The organism is Paenibacillus sp. Marseille-Q4541, from assembly GCF_018310695.1.
Lineage (GTDB): Bacteria > Bacillota > Bacilli > Paenibacillales > Paenibacillaceae > Paenibacillus.
In genome coordinates this window covers 37,381-55,481 of record NZ_JAGXCY010000013.1, presented here as the reverse complement: position 1 = coordinate 55,481, position 18,101 = coordinate 37,381, and the positions used below count along the sequence as shown (strand labels likewise).

Annotated in this window: 12 protein-coding genes; 7 read left to right on the top strand and 5 right to left on the bottom strand. The window is 44.7% G+C overall.

The window, feature by feature from the left end; translation table 11 throughout:
* The first annotated feature begins 127 nt into the window (after positions 1-127).
* The 3 genes from KFT32_RS27460 (at position 128) to KFT32_RS14825 (ending at position 8,742) form a co-directional block, all read left to right on the top strand.
* Positions 128-5,143, top strand: coding sequence for a rhamnogalacturonan lyase family protein (locus tag KFT32_RS27460; protein ID WP_283246439.1), 5,016 nt, complete (start codon positions 128-130; stop codon positions 5,141-5,143).
* Positions 5,144-5,372: 229 nt separating this feature from the next.
* On the top strand, positions 5,373-7,451 hold the full coding sequence (locus KFT32_RS14830) for a catalase (protein ID WP_211748007.1): 2,079 nt from the start codon (positions 5,373-5,375) through the stop codon (positions 7,449-7,451).
* 154 nt (positions 7,452-7,605) lie between these two features.
* The gene (locus KFT32_RS14825; protein ID WP_211748006.1) at positions 7,606-8,742 is read left to right on the top strand and encodes a mechanosensitive ion channel family protein; all 1,137 of its coding nucleotides are present in this window, start codon (positions 7,606-7,608) and stop codon (positions 8,740-8,742) included.
* A gap of 103 nt (positions 8,743-8,845) precedes the next feature.
* Here the strand turns inward: KFT32_RS14825 and pepT are convergent, their stop codons facing one another.
* The gene (gene pepT / locus KFT32_RS14820) at positions 8,846-10,081 is read right to left on the bottom strand and encodes a peptidase T (protein WP_211748005.1); all 1,236 of its coding nucleotides are present in this window, start codon (positions 10,079-10,081) and stop codon (positions 8,846-8,848) included.
* 198 nt (positions 10,082-10,279) lie between these two features.
* On the opposite strand from pepT, the gene KFT32_RS14815 reads away from it, so the two are divergent.
* Positions 10,280-10,693 (top strand): SRPBCC family protein, encoded by a 414-nt coding sequence (locus tag KFT32_RS14815; RefSeq protein WP_211748004.1) that lies wholly within the window; start codon positions 10,280-10,282, stop codon positions 10,691-10,693.
* A 2-nt stretch (positions 10,694-10,695) separates the two neighbouring features.
* The gene (locus KFT32_RS14810) at positions 10,696-11,025 is read left to right on the top strand and encodes an ArsR/SmtB family transcription factor (RefSeq protein ID WP_211748003.1); all 330 of its coding nucleotides are present in this window, start codon (positions 10,696-10,698) and stop codon (positions 11,023-11,025) included.
* A gap of 130 nt (positions 11,026-11,155) precedes the next feature.
* On the opposite strand, the gene KFT32_RS14805 is transcribed toward KFT32_RS14810, so the two are convergent.
* From KFT32_RS14805 to KFT32_RS14795, 3 genes are read right to left on the bottom strand one after another with little or no spacing between them, the layout of a single operon-like run.
* On the bottom strand, positions 11,156-12,103 hold the full coding sequence (locus tag KFT32_RS14805; RefSeq protein ID WP_211748002.1) for a DNA-3-methyladenine glycosylase 2: 948 nt from the start codon (positions 12,101-12,103) through the stop codon (positions 11,156-11,158).
* Positions 12,063-12,611, bottom strand: coding sequence for a methylated-DNA--[protein]-cysteine S-methyltransferase (locus KFT32_RS14800; RefSeq protein ID WP_211748001.1), 549 nt, complete (start codon positions 12,609-12,611; stop codon positions 12,063-12,065). Before KFT32_RS14800 ends, KFT32_RS14805 begins: the two co-directional genes overlap by 41 nt.
* Positions 12,608-13,186: a bifunctional transcriptional activator/DNA repair enzyme AdaA gene (locus tag KFT32_RS14795; RefSeq protein ID WP_211748000.1), complete on the bottom strand. Its 579-nt coding sequence runs from the start codon at positions 13,184-13,186 to the stop codon at positions 12,608-12,610. Before KFT32_RS14795 ends, KFT32_RS14800 begins: the two co-directional genes overlap by 4 nt.
* 263 nt (positions 13,187-13,449) lie before the next feature.
* On the opposite strand from KFT32_RS14795, the gene KFT32_RS14790 reads away from it, so the two are divergent.
* Positions 13,450-14,505, top strand: coding sequence for an LCP family protein (locus KFT32_RS14790; RefSeq protein ID WP_249435902.1), 1,056 nt, complete (start codon positions 13,450-13,452; stop codon positions 14,503-14,505).
* Positions 14,506-14,578: 73 nt separating this feature from the next.
* Here KFT32_RS14790 and KFT32_RS14785 read toward each other — a convergent pair whose 3' ends face one another.
* Positions 14,579-16,069 (bottom strand): alpha-amylase, encoded by a 1,491-nt coding sequence (locus KFT32_RS14785; protein WP_211747999.1) that lies wholly within the window; start codon positions 16,067-16,069, stop codon positions 14,579-14,581.
* Positions 16,070-16,428: 359 nt separating this feature from the next.
* On the opposite strand from KFT32_RS14785, the gene KFT32_RS14780 reads away from it, so the two are divergent.
* Positions 16,429-17,832, top strand: a complete 1,404-nt coding sequence (locus tag KFT32_RS14780; RefSeq protein ID WP_211747998.1) for an MATE family efflux transporter — start codon at positions 16,429-16,431, stop codon at positions 17,830-17,832.
* Positions 17,833-18,101 lie beyond the last annotated feature (269 nt).

Here is an 18,101-nt window from a genome sequence, read left to right as displayed (position 1 = left end):
TTTGTTATCTGCTTCGAATCAGAAACACTGATATGTGCACGAAGAACACTGTTTTTTTGATGTTAAATGAGGAAGTCAAAAGATACGATGAAAGGGGTTACATTATGAGCGTAAAGGAGGCATCTTCATGAGAGCAGGTAGAGGGCACCATCTTGGCAAATCTCGATTTTTCATAATTTTTCTTGTCATTCTTATGGTGCTGTCAACAATGGCAATGCCAGTAGAATGGGGGGGGCAGACGGTAAAGGCAGAAGAAGTACAAGAAGATTTGCCGCTAGGAGATGCGGGTAGCGACACTTCGGTGACGCAGGCAACCTATGGGGAGGATGATATGAAGATTGCTCAGGAAGGTGAATATCGTTTTGATTTTGGCGATGGATTAGTTGCTGACGGTTATACAGGAATTAATGCACAGTCAGCGTATTCCGAAGAAATAGGTTACGGTTTTACGGATTTATCCACAGTTTCGGTAGCGGACCGGGGCGGGGAAGACCTTATTCGCTCGGATTTTGCACGTGTGGATAACGCGGTATTTCAGATTGATCTACCGAGTGGTGATTATAATGTAGCTCTTATTGCAGGAGACCAGCAAGAAAGCTCAGAGATTGCCATCAAGGCAGAGCGTATGCAAAAAGTACAGCTGACTGCCAAAGGAGCTGGCGAGTTTTTGGAAATGAACTTTTCGCTTGCCCTCGTCGATGGACAGCTCAATCTGGAGTTTACAGGTTCAGCAGCTAAATTGAATGCACTAGTCATTACAAGGCTCCCGGAACGGACAGCAGGCGATCAGCCTACGATCTATATTGCTGGGGATTCTACGGTACAAACCTACGATCCCTATTGGAAGCCGGAAGCGGGCTGGGGACAGATGTTGCCTCGTTTCTTCAGCGATCAGGTACTAATTAAGAATCATGCAATTGGGGGACGAAGTACGAAATCCTTTATTAATGAAGGTAGGCTGGATGAGATATTGAAAGTCATACAGCCTGAGGACTACTTCCTCATTCAATTTGGTCATAATGATGCAACGATCTCTATTCCCGATCGGTATGCTTCTCCGGCCGATTATAAAGAGTATCTTCGAACCTACATCCACGGTGCCGAGCAGCGCGGAGCTACGCCAATTCTTGTTACACCCGTAGGTCGAAGGGATTTTAACCCGGATACAGGCAAATTCAATGTGAGCTTTCCCGAGTATGTAGCAGCCATGAAGGAAGTGGCAGTGGAGGAAAACACGAAGTTAGTTGATCTTAGCGCACGGAGTGTAGCATATTACGATTCCATCGGCCCTGAGGAAGCAAAGTCCGTCTTTTTGCATACGGACCCAGGAGTGTACGGAGCTTTTCCGAATGGTTCAGCAGATAATACTCATTTCCAGGAATATGGAGCGATTCAGCTTGCAAGAATGGTAGCACAGTCTATAGCAGAGCTTAATCTTCCTTTATCGGAGTATGTTCAGGAGCAGACTCTGCCGGAGGCAAAGCCGGATTCGGTGACAGGTCTAGTTGCAGGAAATATTAGCAACAGCGGTGCGCTACTGAAATGGAATGCAGTTCAGCAAGCGGATATTTACCGCGTCTATGTTAAGCCCCAAACGGATGCAGCATCCGCTTATAAACTGGCTGGAACGGCTACGGTACCAAGTTTCTCCTTGTCTGGTCTTTCGGAAGGGAAGTCCTATACAGCTAGAGTCATCGCAGTGAATGGAAAGGGATCCTCTGATCCTTCCGAGGAAGTGACGATTGGAACGAAATCAGCCACGTATCGGTATGATTTTGGTCCTCCAGGTGCCCCAGTAGCAGAAGGCTACACCGAGATTAACCGCAATATTCTCTATTCTAAAGAACGCGGGTATGGCCTTACTGTTCATGCAGGTGCTTTGGCAGATCGTGACCGGGGAGGAGCTACGGATGCCCTGCGTCGTGATTTTATTATCAATTTTGGCGGGATTTATGAATTCAAGGTAGATCTTCCAAACGGAACCTATGCTGTCAAATCGTATACTGGAGATTGGATTGGTTCTACCAAAACGAACGTAAACATTGAAGGGAAGGACTATGGGACCGTAAGCTCCGGGAAGGAGAACATTGCGGAGAAACTGTATTCACCAATTGCTGTTCAGGATGGACAGATCAACATGGTTTTTTCAGGGCAAACCGCTCATGTAAATGGAATTGAGATTACTCCACTTCTGCTTGCCCCAGCAGAGCTGAAACTCGTTCAGCTTGCTCTTGAGAATGATCCCCCGTCTGCAGAACTTTCGTGGAGCAGAACGGACAGTGCGGTGTTATACCGTGTTTATCGTCAGGCAGAGGGAGAAGCGAAAGCATCTTTCCTAGCCGAAACAGCTGCATTATCGCTGAAAGACGAGAGCGCTGATATTGGAATGAAATATACGTATTATGTTACAGCTGTGGACGCTGCAGGTCTCGAATCGGTTGCTTCTTCGCTGCTTGAGGTGTCCATGATTGACCTTTCTGTAGGGAAATCAGGAGTTCCAACTGAACTTACGGTCACCTCTATTCATAAAAATGACGTAACATTTACGTGGAAAGCGGACCAGAAATCCCGCTCCTACAATGTCTACCGTTCTGTAAAAGAGAACGGAATATACGATTTGATTGGGAAGTCGAAAGAACCGAAGTACACAGATTCAACCATATTGAGTACGGTGCCATATTACTATAAAGTTGCGTCAGTGAATGCAGGAGGGATCTCTGACATGTCAGAGGTACTCAGAACAGAAGCAGTAACTACGTTGTATCGACAGATGGAGAATATCGACCGGGCGCCCGTTGCAGTAAAGACAGAAGAGGGCGTGTTTATCAGCTGGAGGATGCTCGGTCTTGACCCGGATTCCATTACTTTTCGTATTTACCGGGACAACAAACTGATTACGAGTAAGCCGATTACCGATCGCACCAATTATGTTGATGCAGGAGGGACTGAGAAATCAGTTTACCGAGTTGAACCGATTGTAAATGGAATAAGCCAAGAAAGTACGGAGACATTCTCCGTATGGCAACAGCAATACAAATCCATTCCGCTCGACAAACCTGCGGACGGTTATACAAAAGATGGTCAGCCTTATTCATATTATGCCGGGGATGCAAGTGTAGGGGATCTCGATGGTGATGGGAAATATGAGATCGTTCTAATGTGGTCACCAAACAATAGTAAAGACAACTCGCAAGCTGGTTATACAGGTGAAGTATTTATGGATGCCTACAAGCTTGACGGAACGAAGCTGTGGCGTATCAAGATGGGACCTAACATTAGAGCAGGGGCTCATTATACACAGTTTCTTGTTTATGATTTTGATGGAGATGGAAAAGCTGAAGTTGCAATGAAGACTGCAGACGGTACCAAAGATGGGGCAGGCGTCGTCATTGGAGACGGTACGTTAGATCATCGCAACAGCTCTGGATATGTCCTGCTTGGGAATGAATATCTAACTGTATTTGAAGGACAGACGGGCAAGGCACTTAGTAGGGTTCCTTATGATCCGCCTCGTGGAGACGTAAACTCCTGGGGAGATGGGTACGGTAACCGGGTCGATCGATTCCTAGCAACGGTGGCATATCTGGATGGGGAACATCCAAGTCTTGTGTTCTCTAGAGGTTATTATACGAGAACCGTGCTCGCTGCTTATGATTACAGAGGCGGAGAACTCACGAAGCGCTGGCGTTTTGACTCCAACGACGAGGGGTTAGGAAGCTACGCGGGACAGGGGAATCATAATTTGTCGGTCGGTGATGTGGATAACGACGGAAAGGATGAAATTTTGTTCGGTGCGATAGCAATCGATGATGATGGCACACCACTTCACAATACAGGGCTTGGTCACGGGGATGCGATGCATTTTGGTAATCTTGATCCTGAGCGGGAAGGTCTTGAAATATTCAGTGTTCATGAAAATAAGAATGCAGAATACGGAATGGAAGTACGAGATGCGAACACAGGTGAGATTCTCTGGGGGGTTCCTATGGGCATTGACGTAGGAAGGGGGATGTCAGCAGATATTGATCCGAATCATCCCGGAGAAGAAGTGTGGTCTGCTACGATAACGAATGCAGAACATATTCCGCTCAGTGGTTTGTATTCCATCAAAGGGGAGAAGATTTCATCCAAAATTCCATCATCCACAAACTTTGGAATCTGGTGGGACGGCGATTTGCTCAGAGAGCTTCAAGATGATATCAGGATCGACAAATGGGATTACAATAATCAAACAACTGTCAATTTGCTCACCGCAAACGGAGCAGCGTCTAACAATTCCACCAAAGCAAATCCAAGTTTGCAAGCCGATCTTTATGGAGATTGGCGCGAAGAGGTAGTATGGCGTTCTCAGGATAGTATGGAACTTCGGATCTATACGACGACAGATGAGTCTAGCCATCGAATTCGTACGTTAATGCATGATCCAATCTATAGACTTGGGGTAGCTTGGCAGAATATCGCATATAATCAGCCTCCGCATACTAGCTTCTATCTAGGCACAGGGATGGAGAAACCAGCGGCTCCCCAAATTCGTTATACGGGTGTAGAGGAGAATGGTACTGCTAAAGGCAAGCCAGGACTTCCTGTCCTCTCTGATAATAACGGACACAATAATGGTCTCTTGGACGGCGAATACACTCTGTCCATGAATATGTGGTGGGGTGAGAATGGTACGAGATATAAGCTGTATGAGAACGGTAAATTGATCTATACGGAACTTTTATCTGACACTACACCTCAGGCTCAGAGTACTCACGTTCCACTGACCGGAAGAGATAATGGTACGTATGTTTATACGGCAGAACTGATTAATGCGCATGGAACAACCAAAAGTGCTCCGCATACCGTAACCGTAAAAGACGCTGCACCTGGTAAACCAAGCATATCTAGCGATAACTGGGACCAGGATGGGGTTTATCGCATTACGATGAACATGTGGTGGGGAACAAATGGGACTATCTATAGACTCTACGAAAATGGTGAAATTGTAGATACACAGGAACTGACAGCTTCGACGCCTAATGCGCAAACGGCATACACCGAGATAGTTGGTAAGACAGCAGGAGTATACGAGTATCAGATTGAACTGGCAAATAGCCATGGGCAGGTTAGAAGTGAAGTCATACGGGTTGAGGTAAAATAAATCGCATCAAATAGAGGAAGCAGGGCAGGGATTGCAATTATCCTAGCCTTGCTTCTTTTTGTACCCGGAGAAGAGCGAATGTCACCTACTGAGCCATCGGATCAGATTCTTGGTAGAGACACGTTTAATCCGGTGAATGACAGGGTACTTACTTAAAGAATTGATTAACGATAATTAGATTGCCAATTTGATGATATGGGAATTAACCAATCTTGAGGAGGAATAGAGAATGAGTAGGGAAGATAAGAATATGAAAAAGGATGCAAAAGACGAACAACTCGACTCTTTCCGAGTGGATAATGACGGGCAAAAATTAACGACAAACCAAGGATTAAAGGTGTCAGAAGATGAATTCTCTTTGAAAGCGGGAGAACGTGGCCCGACTTTGATGGAGGATTTTCATTTCCGTGAAAAAATGACGCACTTTGACCATGAGCGGATTCCAGAGCGGATCGTGCATGCTCGTGGTTTTGGTGCCCATGGTTACTTCCAAGTCTATGAGCCGCTTATCTCCATTACGAAAGCTGGTTTCTTGCAGGATCCATCTGTAAAAACGCCTGTATTTGTTCGTTTCTCAACGGTAGCGGGATCTCGTGGATCCGCTGATACGGTGCGAGATGTACGTGGATTCTCGACTAAATTTTATACAGAAGAAGGCAACTACGATCTTGTCGGTAACAACATGCCGGTATTTTTCATTCAGGATGCGATCAAGTTCCCTGATTTTATCCATGCAGTGAAACCGGAACCTCATAACGAAGTGCCGCAAGCCTCTTCTGCTCATGATACGTTCTGGGACTTTATGGCGAATAATCCGGAGACAGCACACATGATGATGTGGTCTATGTCAGACCGAGCGTTGCCGCGTAGTTTCCGCATGATGGAGGGCTTTGGTGTGCATACCTTTAGGCTCGTAAATGAGGAAGGAAAAGCACACTTTGTTAAATTCCACTGGAAACCGGTTCTGGGCGTTCACTCCCTTGTGTGGGATGAGAATCAGAAGATTGCAGGGAAAGACCCTGACTTCCATCGCCGTGATTTGTGGGATGCCATTGAAACGGGGAATTATCCAGAGTTTGAGTTTGGTCTTCAGATCATTAAAGAAGAAGATGAGTTTAACTTTGACTTTGATATTCTAGATCCTACGAAAATTTGGCCCGAAGAAATTGTGCCAGTTCGTAAGGTAGGGAAAATGACGCTGACTCGTAACACGGACAACTTCTTTGCTGAAACGGAGCAAATCGCGTTCCATCCAGGACATGTTGTACCAGGTATTGATTTCTCCAATGACCCGTTGCTTCAAGGACGATTATTCTCGTACACCGATACACAGATTTCCAGACTCGGTGGTCCAAACTTTGCCGAAATCCCGATCAACCGTCCGATTGCTCCTGTACACAATAACCAGCGAGACGGTATGCACCGGATGACAGTGAATCGTGGACCGGTCAGCTATCACCGAAACGGCATTGCGGGCAACAGTCCTTCTACATCCACACCGCAAGAAGGCGGATATCAGCACTACGCGGAGAAGGTAGAGGGCCGGAAAGTGCAGGCAAGAAGTGAGAGCTTTAAGGACTTCTATAGCCAAGCAAAAATGTTCTGGAACAGTATGTCTGACATTGAGAAGAAACATATGACAAGTGCATTCCAATTTGAGCTGGGTAAAGTTCAGCGTATGGAAGTCCGTCAGTCTGTCATCAATCTGCTGACGAACATTGACCCAAAACTTGCAGCGGATGTAGCACCTAAGATTGGAGCTCAGCTTCCCGAACCAGGAGAGCAAACGAAAAATCCAACTCCACCTGATTCTCCGGCACTCAGCATGATGAATACGATTTTTTCCGCGAAGACTCGTAAGGTGGCCATCATTGCAGGGGCTGGTTTCGATCAAACAACGACCGATGTTATGAAGGCTTTAGAGGAAGCAGGGGCTATGGCAGAGGTAGTCAGTGACCGGCTGGGCCCTATTGCTGGACAAGGCGGAGAAGAAATCGAGGCAATGCATACCTTCTTGACCAGTGATTCCTTACTGTTTGATGCCATTTATATTGCTGGCGGAAAAGAGGGTGTGAACCTAATTGCATCCGATCCTGATGCGAAAGATTTTGTGCGGGAAGCGTACAAGCACCTTAAACCGATTGGTGCCGTAAACGAGGGAACTGCTTTCCTTCAGCAATCGTTGGCCGTAGAAGATCTTAATGTACCAGGCATTGTAACTGCGACTTCCAAAGATGAGCTTTCCGAGTTTGAGAATAAATTCGTGGAAGCCGTAGCCTCACATCGATTCTGGGATCGCAAGATGTAAGGGATGAGTCTGTTAATTCCAAAAATTAGGCAAGCGGGGTTGCTGCTTCTGCAGTAATCCCACTTGCCTTTTTGTTTATAAGGCCCCCTTTTGTTACAATGGTCCAATATTCTCTTAGACAACGTAAGAACAAGCAGCGAAGGTGGGAATTGATTTGGATTTTTTTAAGGTAATAAATGAATTTATTGAGGGGATTAACTGGATTCGGCTAGCGATATCTCTCATTTTTTTATTGATATTTACGATTTTTAATAAGTGGACTTCCACTAAATTATTTCATCTATTAAAACGGGTGTTTGGTAAGAAATGGGACAGTATTTATCAAATGCTGCATGGCCCAGCTCGAGCCTTGATGACACTACTCGGTATTTCTGGTGCAGTCCGCTTTTATTTTGCTGATGGTGGAGCGAACTGGCCTTTATTCCAAGGTTTTGTCCGTACCGGATTTATCATCATTATTGGCTGGGCTTTTTATAATTTATCTGGACGATCTTCCCGATTTTTTGCGGGGATGACGAGTAAAGTTGGTGTTGAAGAATCGGATATGATCATTCCGTTTCTGTCCAAAGTGCTGCGTTTCATGGTCATTGCCATTACGATCACGGTGATCATGGGGGAATGGGGATATAGTGTGAATGGTTTAGTGGCCGGACTTGGGCTCGGGAGTCTCGCCGTAGCACTAGCAGCGCAAGAAACGCTTAGCAATCTCATTGCCGGTATTATTATCGTAACGGAAAAGCCTTTCTCCAAGGGGGACTGGATTCATACCGATGCGGTAGAAGGCATGGTAGAGGATATTTCTTTTCGCAGCTCCAAAATACGGACCTTTGCCGATTCGATTGTTATTATTCCTAACAATATTTTGGCTAAGGCAGCCATCACCAACTGGAGTCGCATGGGGAAAAGAAGAGTCACATTTGACCTTGGACTTGCCATCGATTCCGATCGCGTCCAGCTAACCAAAGCAGTAAATCGCCTGCGTGAATTTATCGAGCAACATGAAGAAATAGATCATGATTTATATATCGTTCGGTTTAAAGAGATGACGAACGATCAAATTACAATCCATTTTTACTTTTTTACGTATACGACGATATGGGTAGAACATATGAGGGTTCTTGAATCCATCAACTTTGAAATTTTGCGAATTCTTGAAGAGGAAGGCATTCATCTCGCGGTTCCTGCACAGCGCCTCTTTTTAGAGAATCACGCGATCTTTGAAAAGGGGACGGGAACACCAGAAGCCGCTACTTCTCAGCTTCAATTTAGTAGGAGTGAAGAGTCGAAGTAGGAGTAGTGAAGTATGCTCCCATCCATGCTAATAAAATAAAAAAGAGACGATGGGCTGCCTGTAGGGGCAACTTCATCGTCTCTTTTTATTTTAAGTACACTCTTTATTCTCCGCGTTGCTCAAACAGCTGTACAATACCAATAATGACTTTGGTTGCCTTCTCCATATTGTCTACGGATACATATTCATAGCGACCATGGTAGTTCTCTCCGCCGGTGAAAATATTCGGCGTAGGTAGACCCATGTATGACAGCTGGGAACCGTCCGTTCCACCTCGGATGGGTACGATGTGAGGCTCAATATCAAGTTGTTTCATCGCTTCTCCAGCGATATCTACGATGAATTTCACTGGCTCAATTTTCTCACGCATGTTGAAGTACTGATCGCGTATTTTGAGCTGAATACGCTCTTTACCGTAGGCGGATTGGAGTTTTTTGGCGATCTGTTCCATATATGCTTTGCGGGCTTCGAAGTGATTTCGATCGAAATCACGGATGATATAATTCAGCTCGGTTTCTTCCACATCTCCTTTAAAGGAAGATAGGTGATAGAACCCCTCATATCCATCCGTAAATTCAGGTGCCTCTTGAACGGGAAGCTTGGCGTGAAACTCCATTGCGATTTTGGCGGAATTGACCATCTTCAGTTTGGCGGTACCTGGGTGTACGTTTTTGCCTTTAAATACAACCTTAGCAGCTGCAGCATTGAAGCTTTCATACTCCAGTTCTCCAAGCGGTCCACCATCAACGGTGTAAGCATATTTTGCGCCAAATGCGGATACATCAAAACGTTGCGGTCCACGGCCAATCTCTTCATCAGGTGTAAAAGCAACCCGGATCTTGCCGTGCTTGATTTCAGGGTGGGAAATAAGATAATCCATGGCGGTCATGATCTCTGCAATACCCGCTTTGTTATCTGCACCGAGCAGTGTCGTGCCATCGGTAGTAATCAGTGTATGTCCTTTGTAACCTGCAAGCTCAGGGAAGTCTTTCAAAGAGAGGACAATATTTTGCTCTTGGTGAAGCGTGATATCGCTGCCATCATATTGCTCAATAACTTGAGGGTTTACGTTCTTACCCGTAAAATCAGTAGCCGTGTCGAGATGGGCAAGGAATCCAATGACAGGAACATCCCGTTCTGTATTGGAAGGAAGTGAAGCCATAACATATCCATTGTCATCCATTGTGATCTCTTCCATACCAATGGATTTGAGCTCTTCTACTAGTTTGCGGCCAAGTTCTAGTTGTCCTGGAGTCGAAGGGCAAGTTTCGCTATTCTCATCGGACTGGGTATCCATGCGTACATAGCTTGTTAGTCTATGAATCAAATCTTTTTTCACTCTTCTTCAGCTCCTCTATAACTCATTTTTAGATGTAGTTTATCACGAAAAACATAGATATGCATAAATATGGAACGCAAAAGAGAAGATAATAGGAAACCTTATGGTTTCCATTGACATGAAACCAAATGGTGTCATATAATTGCCTCATTCTTTTTAGAAAGTAATCGATGTAACCTATACTAGGAGGACCGACTCATGACAACATCATTGCCCGAAATTAACAAAACCATTCTGCTGAATGCACCTATTGAAAAGGTATGGAACCATGTAGCTACTGCAGAAGGGATTGCGGAGTGGTTTATGCCGAATAACTTTGAACCTGTCCTAGGACATGAATTTATTCTGGAAGCAGGCCCCTTTGGTAAATCGAAGTGCAAGGTGACGGAATTGGACCCGCCGCATACGCTAAGTTTTAACTGGGATAAGGACTGGACCATTACCTTTAAGTTAGAAGGAAAAGAAGGACAAACCGAGTTTACTCTGATCCATGCGGGCTGGAAAGCGGATGAGAAGACTGCGTTTGGAGAAGAACACAGTATTGTTCGCGATCGTATGAATCAAGGTTGGAGCGGTATAGTGAACAAGCTCGCTGCCGTGGTTCATTCCTAAGAATGTCAGCTGAGCCGCAGTCCCATTACGATGTCTTTCAGGCCCTTGCCGATCCGACTCGCCGTGAGGTTCTCTATTTGCTTCGGAATGGAGAAATGCCGGTCAAGGCCATTAGTGAACAATTCCCAATTAGCCGAACGGCTGTTTCCAAGCATCTTCATGTTTTGTCTGACGCAGGTTTAGTCAAGGAACGAAAAGTAGGAAGGGAAACAAGGTATCGACTTCATGCAGAGCCTTTAACCGAACTTAAGGATTGGTTATCTTATTTCGATCAGTTCTGGGATAACAAGCTAGGCATGTTGAAGTACATTGTGGAGGAAGGAGAGAAGTAAAGGCGTGGATCATTGGTCGAAGATCAGGGTACAATTACCTCGCCTTCTATTTTGTCCGGAACAGGGTAAGTTGTAAGTGAAGAAGACCGCAGTGGGTAACCCAGCTGCGGACTTTTTGTATTTATATGATTTACAGCGTAAGGCTTCGCCATAAGTAAAAAACGGCATAAGCTTCATAACCTTGCCACGGTTCAAAAGTGGCGATGATCTCCGCAGGTGTTGGCTTCACCGTTAGTCCCAGCTGCTTCTTCAGAGCGGCATGCAGCCCAGCATCCCCTGCTGGAAAGGCAGCCGGATTACGTAATGAGCGCATCATGACGTAATGAGCGCTCCACGGTCCGATTCCCCTGATACGAAGCAGCGTTTCTTCAGCTGCCTGATAACCGGATGCAAGCAGTGCTTCCTTTTGCAATTCACCTCGCACGACTCGTCCGGCAATATCAACTATATATTCTGCCTTTTTGCTTGTGAACTGTAGTTCTCTTAACGTGTTTACTGTGTTGTCAGCAAGCAGTGCAGAAGGGGAGGGGAAACGGTGATAGGTTCTTCCGTCAAATTCGTAAGTCTCTCCAAAGTTCTCGACCAGCCGTTTTTTCAGCGTATAAGCGAAGGTAAGGTTGATTTGCTGTCCGATGACTGCCCAGCATAGGGCTTCAAATAAATCCGGAACCCCCACAATTCGTAGCCCCCTGAGTGAATCGACAAGAGGGCTGAGCATAGGATCGTTGTCTGCTATTCGATAAAAGGGGGCAAGATCGGTTTGAAGATCTAGCCACTCTTCTATATATAGGTGAATGAGCTCCCACTCTTCATTAGAAACGGGCTTAGTCCGTAGAGAACGAATTACTAAATTATGAGTTCCCTTTTCATAACAGATCTCTACAGGAAAAGGTTGTTCCTTAATATATAGCAATTTGTAAATCCGTTCTTCTTCCACTTCATGCAAACATTCGAGTGCAGAACGGTTCAGGTAGTAGAGAATTTCCGAATAACTGAAATGCTGAGGCAGTGGTAGGTTTCGTTCTGTATGAGAAAGGTTAGAATTCAAAACGGGCATGTCCTTTTCGGTTGTATTCATGATATCCCTCCAGTGTCAGAAGTGCTTCTTTGAAATGTAGTCCCCCTCGAAACCCTGTCAGGTTCTTATTCTTCCCAATAACACGGTGACAAGGAACCAGCATAGGAACAGGGTTAGCTCCATTGGCTGTGCCTACGGCGCGAACGGCTGCAGCTCTGCCAACATGTGCCGCAATATCTGAATAGCTGCGTGTCTCTCCGTATGGAATTTGCTGTAGCGCCTTCCATATTTCCATTTGAAAAGGAGTCCCGCGTAGATCAATCGGTAGAGAGAATTGTGATCTCTCGCCATCGAGGTATTCGGTAAGCTGTTTTAGATAAGGTGCTAGTTGCTGTTCACTCTCAACCAGGGTAGCATCCGGAATGTGGCGATGAACCCAGGATACGAGTGTCTCCCAGCTTTCTGACGGCCAGGTAATTCGGCATACTCCTTGTTCGGTAGCTGCTACATAAATGGATTGGTTCTGTAACAAAGCGTGTTGAACCTTCGTCCAATAGACAAGAGTCATGGTGTATTCCCTCTTTCGTGGTTTTGTCGATATTGCTGAGGCGTTTGGCCGGTTACCTTTTGGAAGACAGCAATGAAATGAGAAGTGCTTTTATACCCGACAAGGGGGGCAATATCTTGAACTTCAAAAGTGGTGATACGGAGGTGTTCCTTAGCCTTATCCAGGCGCACTTTTTGTAAATATCCTGCAGGGGTCAGCCCTTTGATTCGTTTAAATACTCTTTGCAAGTGATAGGGGCTAACTTTGATCTCTTCTGCCAAGCGGCTTAAGTTCACTGTTTCAGGATAATGTTTATCAATATAGTCTGTGACTCGCTCGGATATTTCCGTATCCGGATTATGCAGCTCCATCTTTTCAGGCTGGCATCTTTTGCAGGCACGGTATCCATTTCGTTCTGCTTCGCTTGTTGACGAATAGATTGTCACGTTTTCTGGTTTCGGCGTTCTGGAGCGACAGGAAGGTCTGCAATAGATGCCCGTTGTCCGAATAGCCGTATAATAAATTCCGTCGTAACGATCACTGCGTTCTAGTACAGCGCGGTACACCTCTTCAAAAAGTCCGTTCTGTTCCTGCATCTGTGCTCCACCTCCGCTTTGTTATTTTTATTATAGGCTTCCTATGCCTTTCTGAGCATCTTTTCCGAATAGGAAAGCAAGATTTCGACATTGTTACCAAAATGAGATTCCTTATACTGGAAACTTGTAGTATAGTAATTGCGTTATACCTTTGGAAATCGTAGGAATTGTATTGAATGATTTTTTATAGGAATGCAAACAAAAGCTGAAATTATAGCCCGAATATGTCGAAAAAAGAGAAAGAATAGAGAGAGGAGAAACACATGAGCGATCAGGAGTACCCGCTAACGCGTAGCAAACGCCATCAAAGTAAAAAGAAGAAAAAACCGAAATCAAAGAAGCCGCTAATGATAGCTGCTATTATTCTCGTATTACTAGGATCTTTTATGTATGTGTTCCGTAAAGAACTCATTCCGATTGCTTTCCAGTTGTTTCTGGAAGATACAGTAAAAGATAAGCTGAATGATGCTTACGATCCGATTAAGGAAGTGACGGGTCCGGCAGGTGAGGAAGATGCCAAAGACAAGCTGAAAAAGCCTTTCAGCATGCTGCTACTCGGCGTAGATGAAAGGGAAGGGGATGTCGGAAGATCAGACACGATGATCTACGCCGTATTTCGTCCGGAAGAACATCGCATGTTGTTAATGTCTATCCCTCGGGATTCTTATGTCGAGATTGCAGGAAGAGACAAAAGAGATAAAGTAAATGCAGCTTATGCCTACGGTGGAACGAAAATGAGTGTAGAAACAGTAGAGCAATTGCTGCAAACGAACGTGGATTATTATGCGAAAGTAAACTTTCAAGCACTCGTTGAAGTGGTAGATGCTCTTGGGGGTGTCAAACTTCCGATCACGGAAGTGATAGAGAACAAATATAAATATCATGTGAAGCTAAGAATTGAGCCGAATAAACCGATCTATGACGGTGAAGACGCTCTGAATTACGTTCGATACCGCGAGGATTCGGACTTTATGCGAACCGAGCGCCAGCGGACTTTTATTAAGGCGGCAACCGAGCGGGCACTTGAAATGGGCAATATTATGAAGATCCCGCAGCTAATTGATATTGCAAGCTCGAATATGAAGACAGACATGACTTCAGACTTTATTATCAATCTGGCAGAAGTGCTATATGCCAAGGAATCCGTACCTCAGATGAGCAGTTACATGCTGAAGGGTGAGGGCGAGAATAAGAGCTATGGTTGGTACTACATGTTAAGTGATCAGGGGTTAACAGAGGCGCAACAACTGGTGGACAACTGGATGGATGCGAACACCGCATCGGACGAGCTGATAGACCCTGAGAAAAAAGAGCAATAATAAAAGAGGCGGACCCGTAATACAGGCCCGCCTCTTTCGTCGTTTTCGAAGAGAAGAAGGAGAAGCTGATCGTTTAAGCCTTCTCTTTTTCTGGTTGCTTCTCTTGATCCGGGACTTGTTCAACCCAGACAGAGACACTACCGCCTTTAACGATAAAGTTCGCGTAGCCATCTTCTGCAATCTTGAGAGTTTGGTCTTGGTTTCCTGTGATGTCATACCAAATCTGTCCGGCACGTTCTTTACCAACACACATCCGCTTTTCTCCGTTTTCTCCGTTACCGATAATAACGGCACATCCGGAGTGTGGAAATTCCTCCACGCCCCGTCTTACCCATCCAATCGTATTGGGGTGATCAAAATAATCTTCTTGGTCACCGTAGGCATGGTGGTATCTTGCGGCTAGCAAAGGGTCGATTGCCTCCTTCTTCGGAGCAACCGGATGCTCTCCCGCAATCCCGTAGTAATCACCGTAAAATACACATGGATATCCGCCCTGACGGAGTAAAATCAGTGCATATGCGCTCTGTTTGAACCAGTCAGCGATCCATGATTCCAGTGCTTCTTCCGGCTGAGAATCATGATTATCCACAAAGGTAACTGCATGCGTAGGGTGCGTCTTCACTAACGTATCATTGAAAATCGTAGTCAGATCAAATGACTTACCAGCAAGCGAAGCTTCATGAAGCTTGTAGTGGAGTGAGACGTCAAATAGGTCAATTTGATAGTCAACCGTGTCGAGAAAATGTTGACAAGCAGCAAGATCTGATTTCCAGAATTCACCCACAATATAGAAGTCCTGTCCACGCTTTTTGATCATTTCTTTGGCAAACTGCTTGATGAAATCATGATTAATATGTTTAATCGCATCAAGTCGAAATCCATTACATTGCAAGGTATCAATTAGCCATTTCCCCCAATTGATCATCTCTTCACGAACTTCTGGCTTTCTGTAATCAATATTGGCGAACATAAGGTAATCGTAATTACCAAATTCGTCATCTACGTTGTCATCCCAGCCTTCTTTATTCGATGCCATTCGGAAAATACCGCTCCGGTCCTTCGCTGCATCATAGTCCGTTCCGTTAAAGTGGGTGTGGTTCCATTTGAATGCGGAGTATTTGTCTCCACGGCCAGGGAAGTTGAATTTGGTCCACCCCTCAATCTCGAAAGGCTTAGAAATATCCTTGGTACGATTATTAGGATCGACTTCAATGACTTGAAAACGTTCCGTTTCGTCTGCTCCAGCCTTATGGTTCATGACAAGATCTACATAGACGGCAATCCCGTTCTGTGTGCAGATACCCATGGCTTCTAGCAGTTCATCTTTGGAGCCGTATTTGGTCCTAACCGTGCCTTTCTGATCAAATTCGCCTAAATCATAAAGATCATACGTTCCGTAGCCAGTATCTTCCTGTGAAGAGCCTTTGGTAACCGGTGGAATCCATACCGAATCGATTCCTTTGTCTTTTAACTCAGGTGCTCTCTCCGCAAGGCGCTTCCAGTGAGCACCGTCAGCCTCTACATGCCATTCAAAAAATTGCATCATCGTATGATTACGTTTCATCGTACGGCCCCCTCTCTCTCCAACTTGTCATTCTCTAAAGCATCAGTAAGTAAGCTGTGTCTAATCAGGGAGCAAATTCGCTTAACCCATAAGTGCTATTAATGAGAAATAACCACCACTGGGGTGAATCTAAACCAGAATTGAAAAATATATATGATAAACAAAGCATGCACCTGAACCCGAAAAATAGAAAATATCCTTACCACAGCAAGGCCTAATTCTTTTTTTTAAAAGGACTTACAGCATTGTAAATTATCGTGCATATATGAAAAGTTTATGCTAAGATACGTTTTGTTTCTGAAAAAATTACGTAATTTTATGAAAATAAATAAATTCTACTAAAGTTTGAAGGAGAGCATATGACAACAGCAGTCGGTGGGAAACTTCCCAAGACCGAAAACCTTTCTCTTTTTTCGTTAACCTGGCCCATCTTTCTAGAAATATTGCTATTTATGCTGATGGGTACAGTGGATACTTTCATGATTAGTGCCGTATCAGATGAGGCCGTATCCGCAGTGGGAACGTCCAATCAAATCGTATCGATTGCGATCCTCGTTCTCGAGGTCATCGGTAATGGGGCTGCCATTGTAGTAGCTCAGTATATCGGTTCAAGAAAACTTGCAGAGGCATCTCGTGTATCGGCGGTGGCCATTACACTTAATTTATGTGTGGGTGTTATCATCAGTATTATTTTTGTCATAAGCGGTCGCCACATTTTGCAAGCAATGAACCTGCATGGTGAAATACTGGAACTAGGGAATACATACCTAACTATTGTTGGTGGCGGTATTTTTCTGCAAGCCCTAATTAATATTATGGCCGCCATTATTCGTACCTATGGTTTTACCAAACAAACCATGCTCGTTTCGCTCATTATGAATATCATCCATCTAATCGGTAACTATGCGCTCATTTTTGGTCATTTTGGATTTAGCCCGATGGGTGTTCAAGGGGCGGCAATCTCCACAGTACTCAGCAGATTGGTCTGTGTCGCAATTTTTGCTTGGTTACTATATAAAGTGGTGGCAGTAAGGATAGAGTGGAGACACTACTTCACGATTTCAAAAGAGTATGTAAGTAAAATTCTGAATATCGGAATTCCTTCTGCTTTTGAACAAATCATTTATCAAATATGTCAGCTCGTGTTTTTATATTATGTGACTTATCTCGGAACAGAGGCGCTCGCTACACGCCAGTATGCAGCTCAAATCTCACATTATATTTATTTATTCAGTATGGCGGTGTCGGTAGGGACATCGATACTAACCGGACGTTTCGTAGGTGCCGGAAAGCAGGATGAAGCTTATGCAAGAGTGAGAAAAAGTGTAAAGATCGGATTGATCACAACGATTGTGATGGATATTATCATTATCCTGCTGCGAGAGCAGCTTATTGGTATCTTTACAGACAATGCGGAAATTATCCGCTTAGGTTCGCAGGTTATCCTGTTTAGTATCGTACTGGAGACAGCGAGAACATGTAACATGATTATGATTAACTCATTACGAGCAGCAGGGGATGCTCGTTTTCCCGTTTATATGGGACTCATCTCTATGGTTGGTGTAAGCCTTCCGCTCGGTTATTGGTTTGTCTTTCATCTCGAAATGGGATTGCTGGGTGTATGGGTAGCAAATGCTGCAGATGAATGGATTCGTGCCTTCATTATGCATTTTCGTTGGAAAAGCGGTGCTTGGCGCAGACATGCGCTCGTTGAACAAGAGGTTCCACGTGAAACGGAGTCTTCTTCTCCGGCGGCACTCTAGTACCGGCACTTAGATGATAGCATCCGCTGTGAAAGATCTCTTTATACAGTAGATGAACAGGAAAATCAAACATCTACACCCGTGAGGATCTAAGGATCCTCTTTTCCTTATTTATGGAGTACTGGTTATAAAAATAGGTGCAACTCTTCTTTTTATTTTGCTATTCTAACAATGTTAAGAAATTTTTAAGATGTAATCTACGCTCAAAAGTTTTACTATAGATAAAGTGAGGTTTACAAAAACAGATCGATAGAGACGTCTCTCTCGGT